This is a genomic window from Amycolatopsis sp. MtRt-6 (assembly GCF_017308975.1).
Taxonomy (GTDB): Bacteria; Actinomycetota; Actinomycetes; order Mycobacteriales; family Pseudonocardiaceae; genus Amycolatopsis.
This window is the reverse complement of record NZ_JADWPD010000007.1, coordinates 273,161-298,512: the sequence shown is the minus strand read 5'-3', so window position 1 is coordinate 298,512 and position 25,352 is coordinate 273,161. Positions and strand designations below refer to the sequence as shown.

Sequence of the window (25,352 nt, the reverse complement as noted above, 5' to 3'; positions counted from 1 at the left end):
GCCGTCAAGAAGTGGCCTCCGGAGCCAGGCCGGCGATCTGCTGCGCGGACCAGTGCCCCTGCACCCCCGGCAGCGGCGCCAGGTACTCGGCGATCTTCGGGTAGGACCAGCCGTACGCCTCCCGCAATCCGCCCACGAGCATGGCCAGGTAGGCGGCCGACGGTGGGTTCTTTTCGATTTCCGACGCCGACCACGGTGCCGTGAACGTCAGGACGGGGAAGCCGTCGAGATCACCGAGGTGCAGCAAGGTCTCGTAGCGACCCGGCCCGAGCTCGTCGCGTCCCTGCCGCAGCACGGTGGTCAAATCCAGGTCCGGCCCCGGCTCGCGGTACATCTCCTGCGCGGCGATGTCGGCGAACTGCCCGGCGGTCAACAGGTACGACCGCATCGCCGCCCGGCCCGGCAGCTGCGGGTCGAAGAACGCCCGGCCACCGTGCCAGACCGGCGACTCGGTGGCGAAATAGATCCCGCCGGAGAACTCGCTAGCCACGATGCGCCGCGCCGGACTGCGGTCACGACATCCGACGTAGGAACGCTGAGCGCCGAGCGGAGTTCCTCCTTCGAGGTAACACCGCAACCGCGCGGAGTACAGGTTCGATCCGTAGCTGGCGTACCAGACCAACGGCGGCAGCGTGCTCATGGGAGGACGGTACCGCCCGTGCCCGGCGCACCCGGTCCGCACAGCTTGACCGGCGGCGTCGGGTGCAGGAGGAGCAAGTGACCGCTCTTTCGCGAGTTCGCGCGGGAGGCGGCGGTCAGGTTCTCGGGCGCTGTGAGATGGTCCGGCGAACGCGGCCGAGCGATTCGCCGTGCACGGAGCTGGTCTCCATCCGCCGACAACGCTCCACCGAACTTGACCTGCTCAACAAATACGAAGCCCATCGCCTCGCCGAGCGGGTAGCCGAAGCCGCCCAAGGTGACGCGGTCGAACGGCGAATCACCGAGTTGTACACCCAGGCCGCCGATCAACTCGGGTCAGACAAAGCGCCGGTGCGACTGGCGGGGCTCTACGCACTGGAACGGCTGGCGCAGGACACCTCTCGGCTGAGGCAGACAATCGTCAACGTCCTTGCGCCTATCTGCGAATGCCCCACACATTGCCTACAATGGCGACTTACCTCCACCCGCTGGGGCCGCCTCGCAAAATCCGACTGCGTCAACCCGCGTCCCGGCTTCGTCTGCATTCCGCAATGCCCGGATCAGCCCCGGCCGATGCTGTCAGGCAAGAACGGGAAGTCCGACTTACGGCCCAATCTAGTGAGTTTGGCGCTCGATCGGATGACGGCCGCTAGCCGCCGTAGCGCTTGGCCACCTCGTGGAAGGCTGCCTTGGGGGTCCAGGTGGTCGGGTCGTCGGCCGGGACCTTCACGATGCCGAACCCGGCCTTGTCGAGGTCGCGGCGTGGGTCGTCGTGGTGGGGGTAGTCGGGCATGGCGAAGGTGAAGACGAAGCAGCCGTGCACGCCGGCCTCGTTGTAGAGATCGATCAGCTCGCCCAGATAGCGGGCCTGGGTTTGTTCGTCCCTCGGGTGATCGCCCTTGATCGTGGGTTCCTCGGCGAACCAGTTGACAATCCGGAACGAGGCCGGTCCCCTGCGCTCGGCACCCTCGTAGGCACCGCAGCCGAACTCGTTGATGATCACCGGCTTGTCGTTGTCACGCACCAGATCGGTCACGCGGCGGGCGTAAGCGGCATCGTCGGTTCCCGTCCGGTAAAGGCTGATAGCCACCGAGTCGAACCTGGACCAGTCGACCTCCTCCCAGCTCGCCGCCCCGTAGCCGACCGAACCGCGGAACACCCGCCTCGCCGTCTCGGCGGCCCGGCCGAGCAGGACGTCGAGCCGCCGGTTCATCCGCCGTCGCACGAGCAGGCGTGCCTTGAAAATGACCCGCAGCCGCAGGAAGGACCACCGGCCGGGCACGAGCCCGCGAACGGTGTGGGAGAACTCGCTGCCGACCAACAGCGTCACCCGGCCCGGATGGCGTGCGCGCAATTCTTCGGCCGCCAAGCCGATGTTCTCCAGGTGGGCCAGCACCTCAGGCTCGCGACGGTCCACCAGGTGCGGTCGGATCCACACGTCCAGCCCGACCTCCAGTGCGTACTCGGCCGCCGCGACGAGCCGGTCACCGTCAGGACCGATTACCGACACGGTCGTACAGTGCAGGTCGTCGCTGATCGCCTGGAGGTCCCGCCGAACGACGTACTCTGGAGCGTCCTCCACCAGGTAGGTCATGCCCCGAATGGTCAGCATGCGATCACACCCCTTTCGGCACGGCGGACGCGGGTGGCGGCGGTCAACAGCGCGATGGCGCCGAGGAGGATCACGGCGTTCATCGCGTACTTCGTGCCCTCGTCCACCTCGCCGAGGAACTCGACCAGGAACGCCAGGGTGGCCCTGGGGAGCAGCGCGCCGCCGACGATTGCCAGGACATACTCTCCTCGATTCCTTGTCGTGCCATGCTCGACGTCCCCCCGCGAACTCGCCCAGTACGCCGGTCGGCTGCTGCGCGCCGAACGCCGCGAGCGCGGCACCCGCAACGGCAGCAGGGCGCTGACCTGCTTCTACCAGGCAGTGTTCGCGCTGCGCTGGTTCCGCGAGAACCGCGACATCGCCGCGCTGGCTCGCGACCACGGCATCTCCCGCGCCACAGGCTACCGGTACCTGGACGAGGTCATCACGGCCCTCGCCACACAGGCCCCGGACTGGCACGAGGCCCTGCAGCAGGCTCACAACGACGACGCCACACAGGTCATCCTGGACGGCAAGCTGTTCGGCAGCGATCGGCTCGGCGAGCAGACCATCAGCGTCAAAGGCAGGCTGATCGACGCCTGGTACTCCGGAAAGGCCCACGAGCCCGGCGGCAACATCCAGGCCCTCTGCGCCCCGGACGGCTTTCCGCTGTGGGTCGCCGATGTCGAACCCGGCTCGACTCATGACCTGACCGCCGCGCGCGCCCACGTGCTCGCCGCCCTCTACTGGGCGGCCTCCCAACTGAACCTGCCCACCCTGGCCGACGGCGGCTACGACGGCGCCGGGATCGGCGTGTTCACCCCGGTCAAACAGCCCTCCGACGGCCGCGCGGCCGGCTCACCTGAAAGTCGTTGAGATCACTTCAGTGACGCCAACTTCGACGGAGGCGCCGGATTTGAGGGCGCAATTTTCGCGGGACCTGTCTGGGTCGGCGGCACGAGGTTCGGCAGCTCCGCCAGTTTCAAGAATGCTCTTTTTGGGGATACCGCCGCGTTCGGCGACGCGGAGTTCACTGGCGACACCTGGTTTGACGGCGCGGCGTTTGCCGGCGAAGGCAGCATGCACGGTACGTTCGCTCGGTATGCCGGGTTTGAAGGCGTGCAGTTTGATCGTGGAGTTCCTCCCGAACTAGCCGCCTTCGTCCGGCGCCAGCCTAAGCCCGAAGTGGACGATGCGGATCCCGTCGTCCGGGAGCAGGCCCCGCCGCACGAGGTCGATCACGAACCGGATGTTCGGGTCGCGATGCCGGTCTTCCAGCAGGCGGCCGATCCGTCGCTCGACCACGGGGCGGGCCGGGCGCCACCACAACGCCGCCAGGATCTGCTGCATCCCGGCGTCCGGCCACGGCCAGATCTCTTGCGGCGCCAGGTACTTCCACGCCCGCGGCGACCGCGCACGCGGGTACCGCCGGAAGAGGTGATCCGCGACGAGGTAGTCCGCCACTTCCGGACGGCTGAACCGGAGCCCGCTCCCGTCGGCCACGACGAGACCCGTCGTGCGCAGGTACGCGGCCACCCGCTCCCGGCGTTCGGTGTCGGGCATCTCCCGCGGCCAGTCGAACCGGGCCAGCCCATCCCGTTCGCGCGCGACGTCTTCCAGGACTGCCCGCGCCTCGCCCGGCCGCAGGAACGACGCCGTGGCGAGCGCGCGGACCGCGGCCTGCACAGCAGCTCACTCACCGACGGCTCGCCGTCTCCCGATCCCTTGCCGCAAAGGGTGAGCAGGCGCCGGCGAGCCGGGCATGATCGGATTCACCGGAGATCCGGCGTCCGCTCACCGCAGCGTTAGTTGCAGATCATGGTGTCACGCCAGCAATTCGTGAAGTCGTACACCCTTCCATACTCGCTTTTGATGGCGAGGTAGACACGATTCGCCCCACCGGGAACGTCCGCGGAAAGGGAAAAGCTTCCCGAGGTGACAACATCGCAGTGAAGGCTCGTGCTTCGCGCGTCAAGCGCTTTCAAGTCCACCAGTGAGGTCGCGTATGCCCGCTCGCAGCCGCTGGCGTTGAACGACCCGATGACGCCGACTGAACGGTTGTAAAAGGTGACCGTACCGGAGTAGTAGCCACCCGTGCCGTCCTTGATGAGGAAGTTGAGAGTGGGGTAGGCAGCTGCGCTTGCCGGTGACGCCGCGGCGGCTGTGGGCCCGGCGACAAGGGTGGGAACTGCCGCCGCGGCGGCCACGATCATGCCGATCCTTTTCATCGGATCTCCTCTGCTTGTAGATTGTGAATGCAATCCATCGGGGTGGAAAGTCGTTTCACCGTCAGTTCCGGCACGTCCAGAGCGTGCCGATCTGCCGCGTGTTGTCGGTGCTGATCCCCGCGATCTGCCGCCCGTCGGCACTGATCGCCGTCGGGTGGAGCGGGTAGGTGTTCCCGAGCTGGGGCAGCTGCAACTGGCGGCCGTACTTCCAGCGTGCCGGGAACCCGGAGCGGTTCTTCGCCGCGACGACGCCGTTCGCCGCGAGGACCCCGCCCTGGGCATACGTGCTGTCAGGCAATGGGCGCTCTCCTCCGGTCACCACGTCGATGAAGGTGAGCTCGTCGCCTTCGGGGCCGCCGCGGTCGGCGATCAGCACGCCACCCGCCAGGTCCGAAGCGCGGTGCCCGCCCGGGCCGATCACCGGGAACGACCGCACGACCGTGCCGTCCAGCCGGTAGACCGTCTGCACCTCGTCGCCGGCGAACCCCGCCGAGCCGAGCACGAATCCGAGGTCGTCCACCTTCAGGGCCATCGTGTACACCGGACCGTCGTCGAGCACCCGCGGCGTCCGCGTGCCCGCCGGCCAGACGACGGCGCGGGACAGGCCATTGACCCAGGCGTACCCCGAGACATCGCCGCGGGCGTTGATGTCGGTCGCCCCGGAGCCCGGCTCGCCCGGCTCCGGCAAGAACGTCGTCACGCCACCCGACCGGATCGCGGCGCGCCGCGTCCCGTCGGCGAACTGCGAACCCACCATCACCCCGCCGGCGTTGATCGCGGACGGGATGAACGCCCCGAGGTCCGTCGTGACGCCGTCGCGCCACAGCAGTCCGTGTTCGTTGTCGCCGAAGTGCGACCGGCCGAGACCGACAAAGGTGCCGTGGTCGTCCGTGCCTGCCGGGTAGACTTCCTCGCCGGCGACCGACCCGGGCAGCTCGGCCACCCGGCACACCGCGGCCGGAGCGAGCTCCGCCGCGGCCGCCGTCGCCGGTGCGGCGACCGCCAGCACGCTCATGGCGGCCAGCACCTTCAGTCCTGCTCCCACGTTTCCTCCCCTGGTGAACCGGCGGGCCCGCGCGGGCCCGCCCGAACCCCTCACGCTCGAGCCGGTCCTTTGGTTGAGTCCTCGGGCGCGGGTTCCGCGGGCTCCGGGGCGAGCACTCCGGTCCGACCGGCAAAATGGCACGACGATCAGGGGGAGGTCGCCATCGCCGGCACGCCCGGGTCGGTCTGCGCGGCGGGCACGTCGAGCTCGCGCCGGGGATTCGGATCGGGTTCGCGGTGTCCGGACTCGGCGGCGTGGTCGGCGTGAACCGGCGCGTCAGGCCGCGGCCGCGGCCGTGTCCAGCTCGTGCTGGAGCACGAGGAAGAGCGCCAGCAGGAGGTCGTCCTCCTGCGACCGGTGCTCGTCGGGCACCTCCACGCGGCAGGGGCGGCTGCCGAGCCGGTCGTAGCAGACGGTGAGCGGGCCGATCGCCCGGGTGCGGGTTCCCCACCGGTCGAACGCCAGTTCATACGGGCCGATCCGGCGGAGCCGCGAGCCCAGCCGGTCGTACTCCAGGTCCCACGGGCCGACGGAGCGGCGCCGGCCCCAGCGGTCGTAGCCCACCTCGAGCCCGCCGATCGCCCGGAGGCGCCATCCCCACCTGTCGTACTCCAGGACCCGGGGCCCGACCGAAACCGGGCGGCCACCCATGCGGTCGTAGGCGATCTCGAGGTCACCGATCATCCGGAGGCGACTGCCCATCCGGTCGTAGCCCAGCTCGACGTTCATCGAACCTCCCCGTTCCGCTACGCAGTCTAGTGCGACGAACGGCGGGGCGGCGTGGGATGCTCGGCGCCGGAACTGGGAGGAACCGGACATGACTGGCGCGCTGATCGGGCGAGCGCACCCCGCCGCGGCGCTGCGGGCCGAACTCGACCGGGCCGTGGCGAGCCACGGCGGCCTCGTCCTCGTCACCGGCGAGGCCGGGATCGGCAAGACCACCCTCGTCACCGAACTGGCCGACGAGGCACGCCGGCGCGGTGCCCTCGTGCTCGCCGGCGCCTGCTGGGACTCCGGCAGCGCACCCGGGTACTGGCCGTGGGTCCAGGTCGTGCGCGGCCTGCGGCGCGAACTGCCGGAAGAGGAGTGGGCGCGGACCGGCACCGCGACGCTGTCGGCGCTGCTCGGCGAAACCGTGGGCGCGCCGGACGACGACGGCTTCCGGCTGCACGACGCGGTCACCACCGCGCTGGCCGCCGCGGCCCGCGACCGCCCGGTCGTCGTGGTGCTCGACGACCTGCACTGGGCCGACGCGGCCTCGCTGCGGCTGCTGGACTTCGCGGCGCGGCACACCTGGTTCGAACGGCTCCTGCTGGTCGGCGCCTACCGGGACGTCGAGGTCGACGCGCCGGGCCACCGGCTGCACGAGCTGATCCTGCCGCTGGTGGCGAAGGCGACCACGGTGACGCTGACCGGGCTCGCGCCCGACGAGGTGGCCGAGCTGATGACCCGGACCGCGGGCACCGAGCCGGATCCCGCGCTGGCCGCCGAGGTGCACCTGCGGACCGGCGGCAACCCGTTCTTCGTCGAGCAGACCGCGCGGCTGTGGCACAGCGGCAGCCCGGTGTCGGCCGTCGCGCCCGGCGTCCGGGACGCCTTGCAGCGGCGGCTTTCCCTGTTGCCGGCACCGGTCACGCGCCTGCTGATCGACGCCGCGGTGCTCGGCCGGGAGTTCCACCGCCGGGTCCTCGCCGCGCTGGCCGGGGCGCCGGTACCGGAGATCGACCAGCTGCTGGCCCGCGCGGCCGCGGCCCGGCTGGTGACCGCGCTCGGCAACGGCCGGTTCGCCTTCGCCCATGACCTGGTGCGGGAGTCGCGGTACGCCGAGCTGGCCCCGGCCGAGGCCCGGCGGCGGCACGCCGCGGTCGTCCGCGCCCTCGACGCGTCGCCCGAGCTGGCACCGCTGGTGTTCGCCGCCGACCGGGCCCGCCACGCCTACCTCGCGGACGCCGAGGTCGACCCCGGCCGCGCGGCCGACCTGCTGGTGGCGGCGGCGCGCGACGCGAGCGCGCGGCTGGCGACCGACGAGTCCGTCGGCCACTACCGGCGCGCGCTGGAGCGCGCCACCGACCCGCGGCGGCGCGTCGTGATCGCCCTCGACCTCGGCACCGTGCTCAGCCGCTGCGGCGAGAACGAAGAGGCATGGCGGCACTTCGAAGACGCTGTCGCGCTCGTGCGTGAGCTCGACGACGACGCCCTGCTCGCCAGGGCCGCGCTCACCCTGTCCCGCACCGCCCCGGCCGGACCGCGCCTCGAGCTGACATCGGAGCTGCTGCTGTCGGCGCACGAGCGGCTGGCGGGGAAACCGGCGGAGCCGCTGTCGCTCGAGCGCGTCACGCTGGAGCTCACCGCGCGGGCCGCGGCGCTGGCGCGGGACGGCGACGACGACCGCGAGCTGTCGTTCACGCTGTGGGCGCGGCACGACCTGATCTGGGGGCCGGGCACCGCGCGGGAGCGGGAGCGGCTGACCGACGAGCTGGCCGTGCTGGCCCAGCGGACCGGCGACCGCGAGAACGAGTACTTCGCGTCGTCGCTCAAGTGGGTGGCGCTGCTGGAACAGGGCGACCCGCGGTACCTCGACCAGTTCCGGGCCTTCCAGGCGCTGGCCGAAGGCAGCGGCCTGCCCGGTGCCGAGTTCGCCGGCCTTCTCGACCGCAGCATCATCCGCGCGCACCGCGGCCGGTTCGCCGAAGCGCACGCGGACCTCGACCAGGTCGAGGAGCGGCTCGGCCGGGAGTTCGGCTACATGATGGACCACCTGCGCTGGAGCTACCTGCTGCTGCAGGGCCGGTTCGACGACCTGGCCGCCGGCGACCACCCGCACCCGGACCTGCTGGCTCTGCTGGCGGCCGCCCAGCGGGGCGACGCGGCCGCGGCCCGCGAGGCGGCCGCCGTCGCCGGCCCGTTCCCCCGCGAATTCGGTCCGCTGCGGCTGCGCTGCCAGGCCCAGGTGGCGGCGCTGACCGCCGACCGCGAGGCCTGCGAACGGCTCCTCGGCGAGCTCAGGCCGTACTCCGGGGAATGGCTGGTCGCGTTGTACGGCTGCGAGATCAGCGGGCCGGTCGACCTGTGGGCCGGGCTGCTCGAGGCGGCGCTGGGCCACCTCGACGAAGCGGTGACGCGGCTGAGCGCGGCGGCCGCGTCGGCGGACCGGATGCGCCTGCGGCCGTGGGCGGCGGAAGTCCGCGCCCGGCTCGCCCCGGTCCTGGTCGCCCGCGATGCGCCGGGGGACGCCGCGCGGGCGACGGCGCTGCTCGAAGCCGTGCGCGCGGAGGCCCGCGAACTGGACATGCCGCACCTGATCTCCCGTAGCGAGCCGGTCGTGAAGAAACCGTTGCCCGCCAACGAGTTCCGCCGCACCGACGAGGTCTGGTCGCTGCGGTTCGCCGGCCGTGAGGTCCGGGTGCCGGACGCGAAAGGCCTGCGGGACCTCCACATCCTGCTCGGTCTCCCGGGCACGGAGGTCCCCGCGGTCCGGCTGCTCGCGCCCGAAGGCGGCGAAACGGTCGTGGCGGCGAAAGGGATCGGCGCCGACCCGGTCCTGGACGAGGCCGCGAAGGCGGCCTACCGCCGCCGCCTCGGCCACCTCGACGAGGAGATCGACAGCGCGGCCGACCGCGGCGACGACGCCCGGGCGGCGGAGCTGGACCGCGAACGCGCGGCCCTGCTGGCGGAGCTGCGCGCGGCGGCCGGGCTGGGCGGCCGCACCCGCCGCCTCGGCGACGAGGCGGAGCGTGCCCGCAAGGCCGTGACGGCCCGGATCCGGGACACGCTCCGCAAGCTGGCCGACCTCCACCCGGAACTGGCCGGGCACCTGAAGTCCTCGATCACGACCGGCTCGTCGTGCCGTTACGCCCCGGATCCGGCCGTCCGCTGGCGGCTCTGACCCGCGGTCACTTGCGGTTGTAGAGCCGCATGGTCAGCGTGCCGAACACCGCCACCAGCAGCACCGACGCCCCCAGCGTGATGAGCACCGCCGGGACGTCCCACGCGCCCGCCATCATCGAACGCACGCCCGTCACCAGGTGCGAGATCGCGTTGATGTCGACGACCACCCGCAGCCAGCCGGGCATCGTCGAGGGGCTGACGTAGATGTTGGACAGGAACGTCAGCGGGAAGATCACCATCATGCTGACGCCCATCACCGACTTCTCGGTGCGCAGCAGCAGCCCGAACATCGTCCACACCCAGGAGAACGCGAACGAGAACACCACCAGCAGCGCCACCCCGGCCACCACGCCGGCGAACCCGCCGCCGGGGCGGAAGCCGAGGATCAGGCCCACCACCATGATCACCGCGGACGCGATCAGGTAGCGCAGCACGTCGCCGAGCAGGTAGCCGACCATCGCGGACGGCCGCCAGATCGGCAGGGTGCGGAACCGGTCGAAGACCCCCTTCTCGATGTCGGTGTTGACCGCGACGCCGGTGTACATCGTGATCATCACGACGCTGCTGGCGAGGATGCCGGGCAGGAAGAACTGCAGGTATTCCCCCGGCGAGCCGGCCAGCGCGCCGCCGAAGAGGTAGGTGAACATCAGCGTCATCATGATCGGGAACGCGGTGACGTCGAACAGCTGCTCGGGCACGTGCTTGATCTTCAGCATGGCTCGCCAGCCGAAGGTGACCGACGTCGACAGCGCGCCCGGCCGCGGCGGCCGCTCGGTGGCGACGAGCACCGCCGCCAGGTCTTCGGCCTTCGGTGCGGCGAGTTCGGTGTCCTTGACTGCGGTAGTGCTCATGCGCACACCTCGCTGACGCTCGGTGCGCCCTGAGCGGGACGCGCAGTGTTGAATGATTCGCTCGCAGGCTCGCTCATGCCGCTTCCTCTCCGCTGGCGGTGTGGTCGGTCAGGGCCAGGAAGACCTCGTCGAGGCTGGGCTGGCCGAGTGAGAAGGTGTCCACGGTGATCCCGGCGGCGGCGAGTTCGGCCAGCGCGCGGGCGGACTGTTCCGCGGCGGCCGCGTCGCCGGCCGCCGCGGTGAGCCTCGCGGTCAGCGCGACCGGGTCCGGCTCGCGCTGGATGGCGGCGTCGACCACCCGGGCCAGCACGCGTCCGGCGGCCTCCCGCTGGGCGGCGTCGCGCAGCCGGAGGTGGATCGCGCCCGCGCCGACCGACGCCTTCAGCTGCCCTTGGGTGCCTTCGGCGATCACGCGGCCGTGGTCGATCACCGCGATCCGCGACGCCAGCTGGTCGGCTTCGTCGAGGTACTGGGTGGTGAGCAGCACGGTGGTGCCCTGCGCGACGATCGCGCGCACGATGTCCCAGACCTGGTTGCGGCTGCGCGGGTCGAGCCCCGTGGTGGGCTCGTCGAGGAACAGCAGGTCCGGGGTGTTGAGGATGCTCGCGGCGATGTCGAGCCGCCGCCGCATGCCGCCGGAGTAGTGCTTGACCTGCTTGGCGGCGGCCGCGGTCAGGCCGAACGCGGCGAGCAGCTGCGCGGCCCGGTCGCGGGCCGCCGACCGGGTGTGGCCGAGCAGGCGGCCCAGCAGCACCAGGTTTTCGGTCCCGCTCAGGTCTTCGTCCACCGACGCGTACTGGCCGGTGAGGCTGACCCGCCCGCGGACGGAGTCGGCCTCCCGGACGACGTCGCGGCCGAACACCCTGGCTTCGCCACCGTCCGGGCGGAGCAGCGTGGCGAGCATCTTGACGGTCGTGGTCTTGCCGGCGCCGTTGGGCCCGAGGACCCCGTAGACGGTGCCGGCCGGCACGACGAGGTCAACCCCGTCGACGGCGCGGGTGTCGCCGAAGGCTTTGACCAGCCCGGCGGTTTCGATCGCGGGTGAGTTCATCTGCGGACCTTTCATGCGCAGTAAGGGCGGGCCCGGCGGGCGTCGCGCAGCGCGAGCCCCCACCAGGTGAGTTCGTCGAGCAGGACGGTCACGTGGTCGTCGTCGAACGACCGGTCGGCCAGGTCGAGGGCGACGACGTCGCGCATCGTCACGGTGTGCAGCTCGAGGAAGACGTCCCGCAGGTGTGCGACGGCGTGGCGGCCGCGGGCGCGGTAGCCGTAGGAGACGAAGCCGACCGGCTTCGCGTGCCACTCGTCGTAGGCGAAGTCGATCGCCTGCTTGAGCGGCCCGGGGAAGCTGCGGTTGTACTCCGGCGTGACGACGACGTACGCCTCCGCCCGGGCGATGCGCTCCCGGAACCGGGTCAGTGCCGGGGTCGGCGCCGCCGGGTACGCCGCCGGGAGGTCCGCGTCCGCGAGGTCGAGCGAATCGAGGTGGAGCCCCACCCGCCGGCCGGCGGCGGCGGTGAACCACCGGCCGACGCCCGCGCCTGCCCGGCCTTCGCGGGTGCTGCCGATCAGGACCGCCACTCGCAGTGCCTCCTCCATTCCCGCCTCCTCTCGCCTTACTCCTTAGGCGCGAGACGCCCTGCCAGATCGGATCTGGCGGGGACGTTTCCTCCGCTCGGTCGGGTCTCGCCTTCTCCGCGAGGAGGTGCGGTGGTGCGGCAGTCCGGGCCTTACCGGCTGATCGAGCACGCCGCCACCTTCACGCAGCTTTCTCCACGATGTGGTAATTCGCGACGAGGTTGTCGAAGGCCTGGCTGCAACGGAAGTCGAGCTGTTGGTCGGTTGGATACCTGCTCACCGGTCTTGTCGGCGGCGAACCGTTTGCGCTACGGTACCTGGGAGCGCTCCCAGGCGCGCGGACCCGTGTCCGCGAGCTCAGTACGCACCCTGCTCGCAAGGAGGCGATGCACGGCTCTCTGCGCACAAAAGCCTGGTGGGCCGGCATGTTCCGCGTCCGGACCGGCTCCCGCGGTGAGCGGCGACCGGGCATGGTGCCACTCACTCCCCCTTGGCGATGCAACGCAAGCCGCCTCGCGTTTCGTGAGAGAGGAACACCATGCGAGCTACCCCGGGAAGGAACCGCTCGGGCCTCCGGGCGGTGTGCACAGTGGTGCTGGTGGGTCTCGGTGTCGTGCTTCCGGCGCCGGCCGCGTCGGCCGCCGCCGTGGACACCAGTGCCTCGTACGTGCTGGTCAACCGCAACAGCGGCAAGGCACTGGAAGTAGCCGGAAGCGCCACCCACGACGGGGCCCGGATCACCCAGCGCACCCGTGACGACCGCGTCTCCCAGCAGTGGCAGTTCGTCGACTCGGGTGATGGCAACTACCGCATCAGATCCCGGCACAGCGCCAAGATCCTGAGCTTTCCGTCCACCGCCGACCGGGCGGGCCTGGTGCAGAACACCGACGCCGGCCGCGCCGGCCAGCAGTTCCGGCTGGCCGACTCCGCCGGTGGCGACGTGCGGCTGCTCAACCGGGCCAGCGGCAAGGCCGTGGACGTGCTCGGCTCCTCCACCGCCGACGGCGCGCGGGTCGTCCAGCTGCCCGACGCCGACGGCGCCAACCAGCGGTGGCAGCTGGTGAAGCTCGCCGCCGACGCGACGCCGCCGACCGCGCCGGCCAACCCCCGCGTCTCGAACCTGACGTGCGCCAAGGTGACGTTCTCGTGGTCGGCGTCGGCCGATGACGTCGGAGTGGCCTTCTACGACATCTACCACGACGGGCAGCTCATGACCTCGGTGCCGGGCACGGCGCTGTCGGCCGAGCTGACCGTCGTGCCGGGGGCCACCTGGGGGCTGTACGTCAACGCCCGCGACGCCGCGGGCAACGTCTCCCAGGCCAGTCCCACGGTCACCATCACCGTGCCGCAGTGCCAGGCCGACACCGAGCCGCCCACCACCCCTGGCGGCGTGACGGCGACGGCGTCGGGCACCACGGTCACCGTGCGCTGGTCGCCGGCCACCGACAACGTCGGCGTCACCGGCTACGAGGTGCTCCGCGACGGCACCGTGGCCGGCTCCACCAGCGGCGCGGCCACGACCTCGTTCACCGACAGCGGCCTGGCCGCGAACACCCGCTACCAGTACCAGGTGCGGGCGCGCGACGCCCAGGCCAACCGGTCGGCCCCGAGCACGCCGGTCGCGGTCACCACGGGTGCCTCCTGCGCCACGCCGATCTGCTCGGTCACCAGGGCCGCCACCGACACCGACCTGCCGTGGGGGCTGACCACCCTGCCCGACGGACAGGTGCTCTACAGCCGCCGCGACGCCTTCGAGATCGTCCGCCTCGACCCCGCCACCGGCACGAAGACGGTGGCCGGGCGGATGCCGAACGTCGCGGGAACCGACGGTGAGGGCGGGGTCCTCGGGCTCGCCGTGGCCGCCGACTTCACGGCCGACCCGTGGCTGTACGTCATGCACACCAGCTCGACCGACAACCGGGTGGTGCGCATCCGCTACACCGGCGGAGTGCTCAGCGGCACCCCGCAGGTGCTGCTCACCGGCATCCCGCGCAACAAGTACCACAACGGCGGCCGGCTGCGGTTCGGGCCCGACGGCAAGCTCTACGTCGCGACCGGCGACGGCCAGAACGCCGAGTGGGCCCAGGACCGCGGCAACCTCGCCGGCAAGGTCCTGCGCATCAACCGCGACGGCACCACGCCCTCGGACAACCCCTTCGGCACTCCGGTGTGGAGCTACGGCCACCGCAACCCTCAGGGCCTGGCCTTCGACGCCCAGGGCCGGCTGTGGGAGCAGGAGTTCGGCAACAGCGTCATGGACGAGACCAACCTGATCGTCCGCGGCGGCAACTACGGCTGGCCCCGCTGCGAAGGCACCACGGGCAGCTGCGCCGAAGCCGGCTTCGTCGCGCCCAAGCGCACCTACCCCGTCGCCGAGGGCTCCTGCAGCGGCATCGCCGTGGTCGGCAACGCCCTCTACATCGCCTGCCTGCGCGGAGCCCGGCTGTACCGGGCCGAGATCTCCGGGGACAGCCTGACCAACGTCCAGCAGTACCTCAACGGCACGTACGGGCGGCTGCGCACGGTGGAACCGTCCGCGTCCGGCGGGTTGTGGCTGACCACCAGCAACTACGGCGACAAGGACAGCGTCGCGAACAACAGCAACGAAAGCATCCTCAAGGTCGAGCTCGGACGGTGAACCCGGCCCTCCCCTCGTGAAAGGAGAGCCGTCATGGCTCACCGCAGGACACCCCGACACCGTCGCGTGTGGACGGTGGCGGCGACGGCGATCGTCATCGCGGGCGTGGTGACGCCGGCGGCGTCGGGCACCACCACGGCCGCACCGTGCACCCCGGGAGCGACCTACGGCCCGCCGTTGCCCGGCCCGGCGGTGGCGGCCCGGCTCATCCGGAGCGGGTTCAACTTCCTCGAAGGGCCCACCTGGGACCGGCGGACGGGTACCCTGCTGCTGTCGAACATGCAGAATCCGACCGGTCCCCAGGGCGTGCAGCCCTCGGCGGTGCTCCGGTACCGGCCGCCGGCCACCTTCGAGACGTTCATCGCCGGCTCCGGCAGCAACGGCCTGGCGATCACCGCCGACGGCACGCGGGTGCTCGCCGCCACCCACGACAACCGCACCGTGTCGTCCTACAGCCTGGCCGACCGCAGCCGGACGACGGTCGCGGCCGGCTACCTCGGCCGGGCGTTCAACTCGCCGAACGACCTGACCACCGGCAAGGACGGCACCACCTACTTCACCGACCCGAACTACCAGCGCGGCAACCGCCCCGACGAGCAAGGCGGCCGGACCAGTGTCTTCCGCGTCCGCGACGGCGTGGTCAGCCTCGTCGACGACACGCTGCCGCAGCCGAACGGCGTCGTCCTGTCCCCCGACGGCAAGACGCTCTACGTGGGCGCCACCGGCGCCGACGCGATCATGAGGTACACCGTCTTCCCCGACGGCAGCACCGGCAACCGCACGACGTTCGCGACCATGCGGACCCCCGACGGCGCGACCGTCGACTGCGCGGGCAACCTCTACTGGGCCTCCTACGACGAAGGGCTCGTCCACGTCTTCTCCCCGTCCGGTGCCCGGCTCGGCACCATCTCGGCCGGCCGCAACACCACCAACGCGGCGTTCGGCGGACCGGACGGGCGGACCCTGTACGTCACCTCCGGGGTTTCGGGTGGCGGGTTCGGCCTCTACCAGGCGCGCCTCAACGTGCCGGGCAATCCTTACTGAGCCGCCCACCGTCACCGTGGCGGCAGCACGAAGGAAGTGCTGCCGCCGGGGCCGGTGACGGCGAGGCGGACCGTGGTGACGTCCGCCCGGGTGACCGTGATCTGCCAGCTCCGCGGCCACCCGACGTCGAGGACGCTCGTCGCCTGCTCGACGAGCTCGGGGATCCGGTCGGGCGGGACCTGGGCGCTCGCGGCCAGCACCTCGATGGCGCGGCGCAGTTCCGCCGCGTCCGGGAACGCCTGCCGCGGGCCGACGACGATCGTGGTGGAGGACGTCGAGGAGGACGTCGGCGGCTGTTCCTCCGGCGGCGGTTGCGGGGTGAACAGCTCGACGCGGAACAGGCCGAGCACGATGGCCGCGCCCAGGAGCAGGCCGGTCCAGCCGGCCAGGGCGAAGCCCCAGCCCTCCGGGGGTTCCTGGACCGACGTGGACTCGGGTGCGGGCCGGATGACGGCCTCGGCCGCGCGGCGCTGCCACTCCGCCGTCGGGTTCGGGACGATCGTGGCTCGCCACGGCCGATCCGGCGGGTAGGCGACCACGAGGACGTCGCCGGGGCGGTAGCGGGGGAGGTCGACCAGGTTGACGTGGTCGGTCATCCGGCTGCGGAACGGGGGCTCGCCGGCGGGGGCGATCGTGAGGACGAAGTCGACCGGGACGTCGCCCGTTTCGGTGCCGCTCGCGCGCAGGCTCTCGATCCGCGCCAGCGCCAGGCGGGGAACGACCGCCGCCTCGCGGGCGCGGCGCGGGATGCCCGCGACGAAGACCAGGAGGCCGTAGCCGATCGGCAGTCCCAGGCTGAAGAGGACCAGCGGGACCTTCTCGAGCACGATGCCGGCGATGAAGCCGCTCAAGGTCGCCCCGGCGACGCCGCCGCCGAGGAAGCCGCCCAGCAGGGCGGCCGGGCGGACAGGACTGGACACAGTGGACATGGGAGCACTCCCGGCGCTAGAAGGACGATCCGGCCGGAGCCGGTTCCACCAGGACGGTGTCGGGGTCTTGGGGGTCGTAGCGGACCTGCACCGCCGAACCACGGGCCGGGGCCTGGAACAGGGACGTGACCATGGTCGTCACGACCGTGCGCTCCCCCGTCTCCGCCGGGAACCGGACGTGGACGACGAACCGCGGGTGTCCCATGACCCAGACGTCGGTGAATTCGACGTGCGTGACGAAGCCGGTCACCTGGCGGCCGCGGTGGCGCAGCGCCTGCACACGGTCGTCGGCCTCCGCCTCGGTGAGGAAGGCGCACACCAGCACCACGACCAGTACCAGGGCCACGAGGGCGGCCACCGCGGGCACGAGGTAGGGCTCGTAGTACACGACCCAGTCCACATCGGACCACGGCTCGGCCGTGCCGCCCGGGACCGGCAGCCGCTGCCCCACCGACTCCGGTGGCGTCCACGACGGGATCGCCAGGCCGCTGCCCAGTGCCACGCCCAGAGCCGTGGCCAGGGAGCTCGCCCGGAAGCCGACGCCCATCCGCCGCAGGGAAATCCCGGCCGCCCACAGCATCGCGAAGCCGAGCGACGACGCCACCGTGACGGCGACGCTGAAGAACAGCACCAGCGAAACCGCCGGGCCCGCGTCGGCCCCCCACGCGCCGACGCGGTTCAGCGACATCAGCCGGAAGCCGTCCAGCAGCCCGAGGGCCCCGGACCAGCCCGCCGCCGCCCACGCGAGCGTCGTGGGCACCCCGAGCAGCCACAGCCGGAGTCCGGGCCCGCGGCCCGGCCGTGGGTCCTCCGGCAGGGCGAAGGCGAACACCGCCGCCCCTAGCCGATCGGGCCGAACACGGCGACCTTCGCCGGGTCGGCCGGGTCGACGCGGGCCTCGTGCCGGGTGCCGGGCGCGTACTGCTGGATCGTCGCCGGCGGCGTGATCAGCGGCGTCACCGTCCGGTAGGTGGTGCCGTCGGCGCGGGTGACCTCCAGCGTCGCGGTGTACCGGGCCTGCCCGGCGACCGTCCGGTGCGTCGGCTCCAGGGCCCGCACGACCAGGGTGGCCGGCTCGCCGGTGTCGTAGAGGCGCCGCAGTTCGGTGCCGTAGGCCTGCAGTTCCTGCTGCTGGCGCAGCTGCTCGTCGGCCGGCAGCGCCAGGAACGCCGCCATCTCCGGGTCGGCGTTCAGCATCCGGAACGCCTGCGCGGCCAGCTGCGGTGTCGGCAGCTGCGGGGTGATGTCGTACCCCTCGGCCGCGGCCTCCCGCCGGAACTGCTCCGCGTGCTGCCGGAACTCCTGGGCACCGCGGGCCGCGCCCTGCCGGGTCGCCTCGTTGACCCGGTCGCGGATCTTCTTGAACATCGGTCCTGCCTTTCGCCGTGTGGGCACACAGCTTCGGCGGGACGCGCTGCTACCGAACCCGGGTTTGCCCGTCGTCGGAGGCATCGAGGCAGGTCAGGGCCGCCCAGAACGCCGGCGAGCAAGCCGGTTCGGGCCGTTCGCGCCACCGGGCGAGCCGGGTGCGCTGCCACGCGCACAGGTCGGTGACCGGGTCGTCGCCGGCCAGGGCCGTGTCGACGGCGATGACCAGTTCGGCCATCGGGTCCGCGCCGGGCACGGCCGCCGACGTCGGCAGCGCCCACACCGTCGCGGCCACCAGCCGCGCGCCGGCCGCGACGGCGGCGAGCAGCACGCCGAACGGCTCGGGCAGGCCGAAGTCGCTCGCGCTGGCGCAGCCGATCAACGCCACCCGCGCCGGCATCGAGTCCGGTTCGGACAGCGCCAGATCGGCGGCGGTGAAGGGCCGGTGCGCGCCGATCGGCTCGGCCGTTCCGGGCAGCTCCGCCGGGCAGGACAGGTGCAGCGCGGTCTGCGCGCCGTGGTCGTCGCGGACGCGGCTGACGTGCCCGACGAAGACCAGCCGGGAACACGGCTCGGCCAGCAGCCGGGCGAGCAGCCGCCGGTCGGTGTCGGTGCGGCGGACCAGCTCGAGCCCGCGCGCCGCGGCCGGCCGGACGGGACCGGCGGCGAGCTGCGCGTCGAGGTGCCGGATCAGCGGCGACGCCGGATCCTGCCTGCCCAGCACCGAGCCCAGCTCGCCGAAGGCGCTCTGGCCCGGGATCCGCGGATCCAGCACGTACACCGGTGGCCCGGCCGCCGCGGGTGGCCGGCGCGGGATCCCGGCCGGAGCCAGCAGCGACACGTCGGCGACGTCGAGGACGCGGTCGTCGCCGTCGAAGCAGCAGCCCTCCTCACCCGGCTCGAGCGCGCGGTCCGGCCGCCGGTCGGGCAGGGCGAGCAGGCCCCACGGCACCGCGGCGAGGCTCGGCGACGGCTGCACACGCAGCACCGGCCGTCGTCCGCCGGCGGCCGCCGCCCGCAGCCGCGCGACGAGGTCGGCCGGCAGGAGGTTGAGGGCAAGGATGCGGGCCAGCCGCTGTTCGCCGGCGAAGCTGCCGAAGGCGTCGTCACCGAGCGAACGCCGGACGGCGTCGGCGACGCTCTCGCCTTCCCGCGGGGTCGGCGTCGCCGCCGCCAGCAGCTCCCGGGCCGTCGCGACCAGCGCGGCGTCGACCGGGTGCGTGTGGACGGTGTCGAGGTCGCCGGTCGTCCGCCAGCTGAGGTAGGTGTGGCCGGCGTCGGCGTAGCGCAGGAGGAACGTCTCGGTTTCGGTGTCCGGCCAGGTCGCGACGGGTTCGGTTGCCGGCCGGGGCAGGCCGTACCGCTCCGCGGCGACGTCGAGCCAGCGCTCGAGCCGCAGCGGCGCGGCCGGCGACCACCGCAGTGCGGGCGGCGGGGCCAAGCGAAGTGGGAGAGCCGCCGTGACCGTGCCCAAGGCTGCCAAGGGCAGTCCGGCCGCGGGCGGTGCCGGTTCCGGCGCGGGCAGCGTGCCGGTCAGGTCGAGCGCCGGTGCCTCGGCCCCGGTGTACGCCCCGACCGCGCAGGTGCGCTCGATCAGTTCGGCGGCCAGCCTCGGTTCCTTCAGCCGGGCCAGCAGCACCATCAGCAGCTCGGTCGCCGGGCCGGCGACGTCGCGCGCCCAAGCCGTGCGTGCCCGCGGCGACGCGAACTCGAACCGGTAGTCCGCCGCCGCCAGCGCCACCGGGAGCAGCAGGTCCAGCACGGCAGGCAGGTCGTCGCCGCGGGCGAAGCCGATCTCGGCCGCCGCGAAGTCGGTGTGCAGGCGCTGCAGCCAGTCCCCTGACGCCCGCGCCGACTCCCGCGCGCGGTGCACGTGTTCCGCCGCGGCCGCCCAGTCCTCCTCCGCCGCGGCGCAGCGGGCGAGGGCGACGTCCAGCCGTCGCAAGGCCGGCGTGTCCCCGTTCGACTTCCAGATCTCGCCCGCGTGCGCGAACTGGTCACGCGCCTGCCGCGCGTCACCGGCGATCAGCAGCAGCGCCCCCAGCGCGTGGCTCGCCTCCGCCACGTCACCGGTCGCGCCGGCCGCCGTGAGCTCGTCGCGGGCGGCGACGAGCGCGGCCACCGCACCGGGGAAATCGCCGCCCAGCGCGCGGTCCGCGGCGAGGTCGACGGCGAACTTCGCGGCGGCCGGCCGGCCCTCGTTCTGCGTGGCGAGCCGCACCAGGTCCGCCCGCGCGTCGGCGTCCTCACCACCGGCCCGGCGGAGGCGGGCGCGTTCGGCGCGCGCCATCGCCCGCAGCGACGCCACCTGGTCGCGGACCTCCTCGACGTCCGCGATGGCGTCCAGTGCCGCGAGGATCTCCTCGAGCGCGGCCAGCGCGCCGGCCGGGTCCCCGGCGGCAACCTGCACCCGTGCCTCGAGGATGCGCAGCGTCAGCTCGTCGGCGCCGTGCGGGTCGAGCAGCCGGCGCGGGTACTGCCCCGGCTCGGCCGCCTTCCGCAGCGCCGCCCGGTGACGCTGTCCCGCGATCAGTTCGCCGGCCCGGGCGACGTCGCCCTCCTCGGTGGCCAGCGAGATGAGCACGCGGTCGGCGACCTCGCGAGAGCCTTCCAGCATCCGGATTTCCGCGTACTGTCCGAAGTGGACGATGCCGGTGACGCTGGTCCGGAACGCGCTCAGGACCGCCTCGGCGCACTGGCGCGCGTTGTGCAGGTCGCCCGCGGAATAGCAGACCGTGGCCAGATCGCTGACGGCGGCGAGTTCGAGATCGGTCCGGTCGAGCCGGTGGGCGAGGTGCCGCAGCCGGCCGTACTCCCGGTGTGCGCCGGTGACGTCCCTCGCCACGGCGAGCTGTTTGGCCGCCCGCTGGATCTCCAGCGCCTGCTCGAACAGCTCCGCGTACTCGGCGTCGGTGAGCGAGCACGCGGGCAGCACCCCGTAGGGCTCCGGGTCCAGGCCGAAGTGGACGGCGACACACCGGCAGTTGTAGCCGTGCGAGGTCGCCCCGGCCAGTTCGGCCGGCAGCGGCCGGTCGGGCGGGTTCAGCGGCGGCGGCATCCCGGCGAGCACGTCAGAACTCCGCCGCCCCCGCCGCCCGCTCGGCCAGCGTCCGCGCCACCGGGGGCAGCGCCTCGCGCGCTCGCACGAGCGAGACCACTTCGGCCCGGTCCGCCGGTGTCGTCCCGGCGACGTCCTCGGCCGTCACGCCGACGGTGAGTCCGATGTGCCCGGTGGGGACGGTGGCCAGGTCGACGGCGCCGGTGAACCGGCCGGGGCCGAGCCGCAGGGGAACCTTCGCGAGCACCGCCCCGTCGTGGGTCGCGAACGCGGTCAGGGCCGCGTCCGCGAACGCCCCGGCGACCTCGACCTCGAGCCGGGTGGCCGCCGGGGCGGCGACGATCCGCCAGGTGACGGTGTCCTCCGCGGCGTCGAGAACGCCCGGGGGCACCCGCGCCCAGTCGACGCTCGCCCGGCCCCCGGCCACGACCCCCTCGCCCGGCACCGGCACCTCGGTCCCCGCGGCCAGGGCGTAGTCCCGCCGGCCCGGGGACGCAGCCTCCGCCAGCGCGGCCGCGGCTTCGGCGCGCACGACGTCGTCCCGGTCGTCGAACCACGCCGACAACCGCAGGCACAGGTCGCGCACCTCCTCGGCGACCGCCGTCGCGGCGACCCCTTCCGCGGCGGCGTCGAACAGTTCACCCGGCGTGGCTTCGAAGCCGTCGAGCATGCCCTCGGCCACGTCCTCGACCGCCGCCGTCGCGGCGGCGGCTTCGAGGTCCAGGAAGGCCGGGTCCAGCGACGGCACCCCGAGCACCGGGCTCGCCGGCCACCACCGGCGGGCCCACAGCAGCAGCGCGAGCGTGGCCAGTTCCGGCCGGGCGGGGGCATCGACGTGTCCGGCCACGAGGGCTTCCAGCGCGCGTTCCTCGCCGACGAGCCGGGTCAGCCACGGTTCCGCGGCCGCCGCGTCGGTGAGTTCGATCCGCATCGACCCCGGAGTACCGGCGAGCAGCTCCGCCAGTCCGAAGTGGACGAGCCCGCCGTCCGCCGCGACGACGGGGGTGTGCACCGGGTGCGTCACGACACGGCCTCCAGGTCCGGCAGCCGGGCCACGAGCGCGCGGCGCACCTTCGTCCGCAGGTCCAGCGAGGTCGAGCGGACCACGCCGGTGACGAGGTCCCGGACGTCCGCGGCGTCGGACGGCCGGTCGCCGCGGACGTCGAAGCCGTGCAGCCGGATCCACAGCCTGCCGAGGAACTGCCGGGCGAACTCCCGCAGCTCGCGCACGAGTCCGGCGTCGGGCCGCGGGGTGAGCGGCGTGGTGCCGGCCAGTGCCCGGCGGGCGTGCAGCACGTAGCCCTCGCGCGCGACCCGGGCGTTGAGCTGCCGCGCGAACCCGGGGGCGCTGTCGGGGGCGCCGCCGTCGAGCGGCCGGAGGGCGGGCGCGAGGACGACGCCGAGCGCGAAGCACGTGGCCAGGACGGGCCGGCCGAGCCCGAACCCGGCGGCGACCCGGGCGAGCTCGTCGTCGACGAGCCCGGCGACGGACCCCCGCTCGCCGGCGGGCAGCCGGCGCAGGGTGGCGCGCACCCGCCGTTCGACACTGCGTTCGAGGAGTTCGGGGCCGGTTTCGTCCTGCCGGCGCAGCGGCGGGACGGCGGTGCGGTCGCCGCGCTGCAGACCGAGGTCCGCCAGGCCGGGGACGGCCTCGGCCAGTGCGCCGGTCCCGCCGGGACGGCGCAGCGCGAGCCCGAAAGCGTGCCCGGCGCCGGAATCCGCCAGCACCCGCCACGTGGCGTCGGCGAGGTCCTCGGCGAACGCGCCGAGCAGCGCCACGGCGTCCGCCGGCTCGGGACCGGTGTCCGCGCCGGCGTGCCAGCGACGGCCGAGCTCCGCGGTCAGGTCCGCGGTCACCCGCGGATCGGCCAGGTACGCGGCCAGCCGGGCAACCCCGGCCTCCCCGGCTTCGCCGTGCAGCTCGCGCAACGCCGACGCGGCCGCCTCCGGCGCGTCCGGGCCCGGCATGCCCAAGCCCGTCGCCAGCTCGTACGCCAAGGGGAAACAGACGTCCTGGACGTCGCCCGCGGTGATCCGCAGGGCCCGGCGCTGCCGCTTCAGGTGCGTGAACCACGCGGCGGTCGCCCGCAGCCGGGCCGCGTCGGCCAGCAGCAGCCCGGTCAGCTCCGCCGCGTCGGCGGGCTCCAGCAGCGGGCGGCCCAGCCGCGGCCGCGCCGCCGTGCGCACCACGAGCGGGTCGATGATCTTCTTGACGGTGCGGGTCAGCGGACCGCCGTCACCGGACGACAGCACCTCGACCCCGGAGATCCGCGCCCACGCCGCCGCGAGGACCGCGGAGCGCAGCCGGGGCCTGCCCGTTCCCGTCACCGCCACCCCCTCGCTCCCACCGCACCTTACCGACGACGGCGGAGCCCGGGACGCTTACGCCGTCACGACCGGGGCACCTTGCTCCGGGAGGCGTTGATCCCGATCGCCAGCACGATGGTGACCAGTGCCAGCGCACCGGCCGTCCAAGAGGCGGTGGTGTAGCCCGAGTCGGTCGGGGCGAAGCTGCCTGCCGGGGTGTGCGCGGCCAGGATCAGGCCGCTGACCGCGCTGCCGAGGGAGAACCCGACCGAGCGCACGACCTGGTTGACGCTCATCGCCGCGGCGGTCTCCTCGGCCGGTGTGACGGCCAGGATCGCCTGCGGCATCACGGCGGAGAACCCGCCGACGCCGAAGCCCAGCACGCCCATGACCACGACCGGCCACGCCACACCCATCCCGCGGACGCCGGCGAACAGGACGCACGCGAGGACGATCACGACACCGTTGGCGGTCAGCAGGCCGAACGGGCTGACCTTCTCCCGCACCTTCGGCACCACGCGGCCCGCGACGAAACCCAGCGCCGAGAACGGGACCAGCACCAGGCCCGCCTCGACCTCGCTGAGCCCGTAGCCGTAGCCGACCTGCGAAGGGGTCTGCACGAACCGGGTGATCAGGGTGAAGAGCAGGTACATGGCGGTGCCGGAAACGAACATCACCACGTTGGCGCCCGCGACCGCCGGGTGCCTCAGCGCGATCAGGTCCACCAGCGGCCGCGCCACCTTCCGCTCGACGACGACCCACCCGGCCAGCACCGCGACGCCGACGGCGAGGATCAGCACGACCAGCAGCGGGTTGCTCGACCACCAGCCCGGCTGGCTGGTCACCAGGAGCACCGCCACCAGGCCGGCAGAGAGCAGGGACGCGCCGAACCAGTCGACCGGTTCGGCCGCGGACGGCGCCGCGGTGTCGCGCGGGATCGCGACCGCGGCGGTGACCAGCGCGGCCACCGCGACCACCACGCCGAGCAGGTAGGCCACGCGCACACCGCCGAGCTGGGTGAGCAGGCTGGCGATCGGGTAGCCGACGCCGATGCCGATGGTGGACGCCACCGACAGCATCGCGATCGTGCTCACCGCGCGCTCGCCGAGGTGCTGCCGGGCGGTGGCCATCATCAGCGCGGTCAGGCCCAGACCGACCCCCTGTGCGGCGCGGCCGGCCAGCAGCACCGCGAACGGCGCCGGCACGACCGTGGCCACACTGCCCACCGCCACGACGGCCAAGGTGGCCAGCACGACCTTTCGCCGCCGGTGGGCGCTGCCCAGCCGGCCGAGCAGCGGAGTGGCCACGGCGCCGGTCAGCAGCGTGATGGTCAACGTCCACTGCGCGGTGGCCAGCGACACGTCGTAGTCCTTGGCCACGGCCGTGATCAGCGGCGCGCCCAAGCTCCCGATCGCCGCGACCACCAGCGCGATGAACACCAGCGCCGCCACCAGCGTGGTGCCGCCGCGGCCGGCAGCCGCCGCGTGGCCGGTCTCCGGTGCCGGGGAAGCAGCACTCACTGGTTGTTCTCCTCGGTCAGGTGATCGAACAGTCCCGCGTGGATCCGGGTGCGGAGGCCGCGGGCCCACTCCGCGTCGACGTCGTCGATGTCCAGCGCGGCGGCGACGTTGAGCAACATCCCGTAGGCGACGAAGCTCTTCACGGCCACCGGCGGCAGGCCGGTGTGCCCGGCGGCCGCCGCCCACATCCCGGCCATCTGCTCGCGCACGACCTCGCGGACCTCGGGGTCACCACACGCGGCGAAGGCCTGCAACTGCACCAGCAGCCCGGTGCGGTCGGCCAGCGCGCGGTCGTAGAACCGGCCCATGACCGCGACCGAGTCCACCCCGGAGGTGTCGCCGGCGGCGCGGTCCATCCCTTCGACGAGCCGGGTGAACGCACGCCGCACCACTTGCAGGAACAGGGCTTTCTTGGTGCCGAACAAGCGGAACACGTAGGCCTGCGAGATCCCCGCCCGGCGTGCGAGCTCCTCCATCGAGGCGCCGTGCAGCCCGGCCGCGGCGAACTCCTCGGCCGCCAGCTCCAGCAGCTGCTCGCGCCGCTGCTGGGCGGACATGCGCTCGGCGGCACCCGTCTTCATGGCGGCAAGGCTAGCAGGAATTAGTTACTAACCACTAACTAGCCGGGGTGTTCCCCCTCACTCGGCGATCACCGCGGCCGCCGCGGC

General features: G+C 73.0%; 22 protein-coding genes and 1 pseudogene. 5 read left to right on the top strand and 18 right to left on the bottom strand.

The genetic code is table 11. The annotated features are described in order from the left end of the window. Positions 1–4: 4 nt before the first annotated feature. From I4Q55_RS15505 to I4Q55_RS15495, 3 genes are all read right to left on the bottom strand, one after another. A complete protein-coding gene (locus I4Q55_RS15505; protein ID WP_242546000.1) occupies positions 5–640 on the bottom strand; it encodes a histone deacetylase in 636 nt (211 codons plus the stop codon). Beyond that, positions 637–969 carry a hypothetical protein gene (locus tag I4Q55_RS50975; RefSeq protein WP_206788474.1) on the bottom strand — a complete coding sequence of 111 codons (333 nt, stop codon included), beginning with the start codon at positions 967–969 and terminating at the stop codon, positions 637–639. The genes I4Q55_RS15505 and I4Q55_RS50975 overlap by 4 nt, the downstream gene beginning before the upstream one ends. Before the next feature lie 319 nt (positions 970–1,288). Beyond that, the gene (locus tag I4Q55_RS15495) at positions 1,289–2,233 is read right to left on the bottom strand and encodes a hypothetical protein (RefSeq protein ID WP_242545999.1); all 945 of its coding nucleotides are present in this window, start codon (positions 2,231–2,233) and stop codon (positions 1,289–1,291) included. Positions 2,234–2,284: 51 nt separating this feature from the next. Here I4Q55_RS15495 and I4Q55_RS15490 point away from each other — a divergent pair, with 51 nt between their 5' ends. Together I4Q55_RS15490 and I4Q55_RS50970 are read left to right on the top strand one after the other, a co-directional pair. Then, a complete protein-coding gene (locus tag I4Q55_RS15490) occupies positions 2,285–3,106 on the top strand; it encodes a transposase family protein (RefSeq protein ID WP_206788472.1) in 822 nt (273 codons plus the stop codon). Positions 3,107–3,121: 15 nt separating this feature from the next. Further along, positions 3,122–3,277 (top strand): annotated as a pseudogene (locus I4Q55_RS50970) (pentapeptide repeat-containing protein); the annotation flags it as partial. 102 nt (positions 3,278–3,379) lie between these two features. Here I4Q55_RS50970 and I4Q55_RS49165 read toward each other — a convergent pair. The 4 genes from I4Q55_RS49165 to I4Q55_RS15470 all read right to left on the bottom strand — a co-directional run bounded on the left by I4Q55_RS49165 (position 3,380) and on the right by I4Q55_RS15470 (position 6,232). After that, positions 3,380–3,916, bottom strand: a complete 537-nt coding sequence (locus I4Q55_RS49165) for a hypothetical protein (protein WP_242545998.1) — start codon at positions 3,914–3,916, stop codon at positions 3,380–3,382. 119 nt (positions 3,917–4,035) lie between these two features. Beyond that, entirely contained in the window at positions 4,036–4,458 is a 423-nt protein-coding gene (locus I4Q55_RS15480) for a hypothetical protein (protein ID WP_206788470.1), read from the bottom strand. A 61-nt stretch (positions 4,459–4,519) separates the two neighbouring features. After that, positions 4,520–5,503: a hypothetical protein gene (locus I4Q55_RS15475; RefSeq protein ID WP_206788468.1), complete on the bottom strand. Its 984-nt coding sequence runs from the start codon at positions 5,501–5,503 to the stop codon at positions 4,520–4,522. Positions 5,504–5,779: 276 nt separating this feature from the next. Next, positions 5,780–6,232, bottom strand: a complete 453-nt coding sequence (locus tag I4Q55_RS15470) for a hypothetical protein (RefSeq protein WP_206788467.1) — start codon at positions 6,230–6,232, stop codon at positions 5,780–5,782. A gap of 88 nt (positions 6,233–6,320) precedes the next feature. Between I4Q55_RS15470 and I4Q55_RS15465 the strand changes: the two genes are divergently transcribed. Next, positions 6,321–9,389, top strand: a complete 3,069-nt coding sequence (locus tag I4Q55_RS15465) for an AAA family ATPase (protein WP_206788465.1) — start codon at positions 6,321–6,323, stop codon at positions 9,387–9,389. 7 nt (positions 9,390–9,396) lie between these two features. Here I4Q55_RS15465 and I4Q55_RS15460 read toward each other — a convergent pair whose 3' ends face one another. From I4Q55_RS15460 to I4Q55_RS15450, 3 genes are all read right to left on the bottom strand, one after another. Then, complete coding sequence (locus I4Q55_RS15460) at positions 9,397–10,242, bottom strand: ABC transporter permease (protein ID WP_206788463.1); 846 nt, start codon at positions 10,240–10,242, stop codon at positions 9,397–9,399. A gap of 73 nt (positions 10,243–10,315) precedes the next feature. Continuing rightward, entirely contained in the window at positions 10,316–11,293 is a 978-nt protein-coding gene (locus tag I4Q55_RS15455; RefSeq protein ID WP_206788461.1) for an ATP-binding cassette domain-containing protein, read from the bottom strand. Positions 11,294–11,304: 11 nt separating this feature from the next. Continuing rightward, positions 11,305–11,841, bottom strand: coding sequence for an NADPH-dependent FMN reductase (locus I4Q55_RS15450; protein WP_206788460.1), 537 nt, complete (start codon positions 11,839–11,841; stop codon positions 11,305–11,307). A 559-nt stretch (positions 11,842–12,400) separates the two neighbouring features. Between I4Q55_RS15450 and I4Q55_RS15445 the strand changes: the two genes are divergently transcribed. Both I4Q55_RS15445 and I4Q55_RS15440 read left to right on the top strand, forming a co-directional pair. After that, positions 12,401–14,458: a PQQ-dependent sugar dehydrogenase gene (locus I4Q55_RS15445; protein WP_374194471.1), complete on the top strand. Its 2,058-nt coding sequence runs from the start codon at positions 12,401–12,403 to the stop codon at positions 14,456–14,458. 33 nt (positions 14,459–14,491) lie between these two features. After that, positions 14,492–15,502: an SMP-30/gluconolactonase/LRE family protein gene (locus I4Q55_RS15440; RefSeq protein ID WP_206788457.1), complete on the top strand. Its 1,011-nt coding sequence runs from the start codon at positions 14,492–14,494 to the stop codon at positions 15,500–15,502. An 11-nt stretch (positions 15,503–15,513) separates the two neighbouring features. Here I4Q55_RS15440 and I4Q55_RS15435 read toward each other — a convergent pair whose 3' ends face one another. Genes I4Q55_RS15435 through I4Q55_RS15400 form a run of 8 tightly spaced genes read right to left on the bottom strand, consistent with a single transcriptional unit; the run spans position 15,514 to position 25,265 of the window. Then, positions 15,514–16,431 carry a DUF3592 domain-containing protein gene (locus I4Q55_RS15435; protein ID WP_206788455.1) on the bottom strand — a complete coding sequence of 306 codons (918 nt, stop codon included), beginning with the start codon at positions 16,429–16,431 and terminating at the stop codon, positions 15,514–15,516. Between the two features lie 16 nt (positions 16,432–16,447). Next, positions 16,448–17,263 (bottom strand): DUF3592 domain-containing protein, encoded by an 816-nt coding sequence (locus I4Q55_RS15430; RefSeq protein ID WP_206788453.1) that lies wholly within the window; start codon positions 17,261–17,263, stop codon positions 16,448–16,450. Between the two features lie 8 nt (positions 17,264–17,271). Continuing rightward, entirely contained in the window at positions 17,272–17,799 is a 528-nt protein-coding gene (locus I4Q55_RS15425; RefSeq protein WP_206788451.1) for a hypothetical protein, read from the bottom strand. Positions 17,800–17,848: 49 nt separating this feature from the next. Beyond that, positions 17,849–20,869: a hypothetical protein gene (locus I4Q55_RS15420; RefSeq protein ID WP_206788449.1), complete on the bottom strand. Its 3,021-nt coding sequence runs from the start codon at positions 20,867–20,869 to the stop codon at positions 17,849–17,851. Between the two features lies 1 nt (position 20,870). Continuing rightward, entirely contained in the window at positions 20,871–21,881 is a 1,011-nt protein-coding gene (locus I4Q55_RS15415) for a hypothetical protein (RefSeq protein ID WP_206788447.1), read from the bottom strand. Next, positions 21,878–23,191: a hypothetical protein gene (locus I4Q55_RS15410; RefSeq protein ID WP_307793212.1), complete on the bottom strand. Its 1,314-nt coding sequence runs from the start codon at positions 23,189–23,191 to the stop codon at positions 21,878–21,880. The genes I4Q55_RS15415 and I4Q55_RS15410 overlap by 4 nt, the downstream gene beginning before the upstream one ends. A gap of 56 nt (positions 23,192–23,247) precedes the next feature. Then, the gene (locus I4Q55_RS15405) at positions 23,248–24,684 is read right to left on the bottom strand and encodes an MFS transporter (protein ID WP_307793210.1); all 1,437 of its coding nucleotides are present in this window, start codon (positions 24,682–24,684) and stop codon (positions 23,248–23,250) included. Then, the gene (locus I4Q55_RS15400; protein WP_242545997.1) at positions 24,681–25,265 is read right to left on the bottom strand and encodes a TetR/AcrR family transcriptional regulator; all 585 of its coding nucleotides are present in this window, start codon (positions 25,263–25,265) and stop codon (positions 24,681–24,683) included. The genes I4Q55_RS15405 and I4Q55_RS15400 overlap by 4 nt, the downstream gene beginning before the upstream one ends. Between the last annotated feature and the right edge of the window lie 87 nt (positions 25,266–25,352).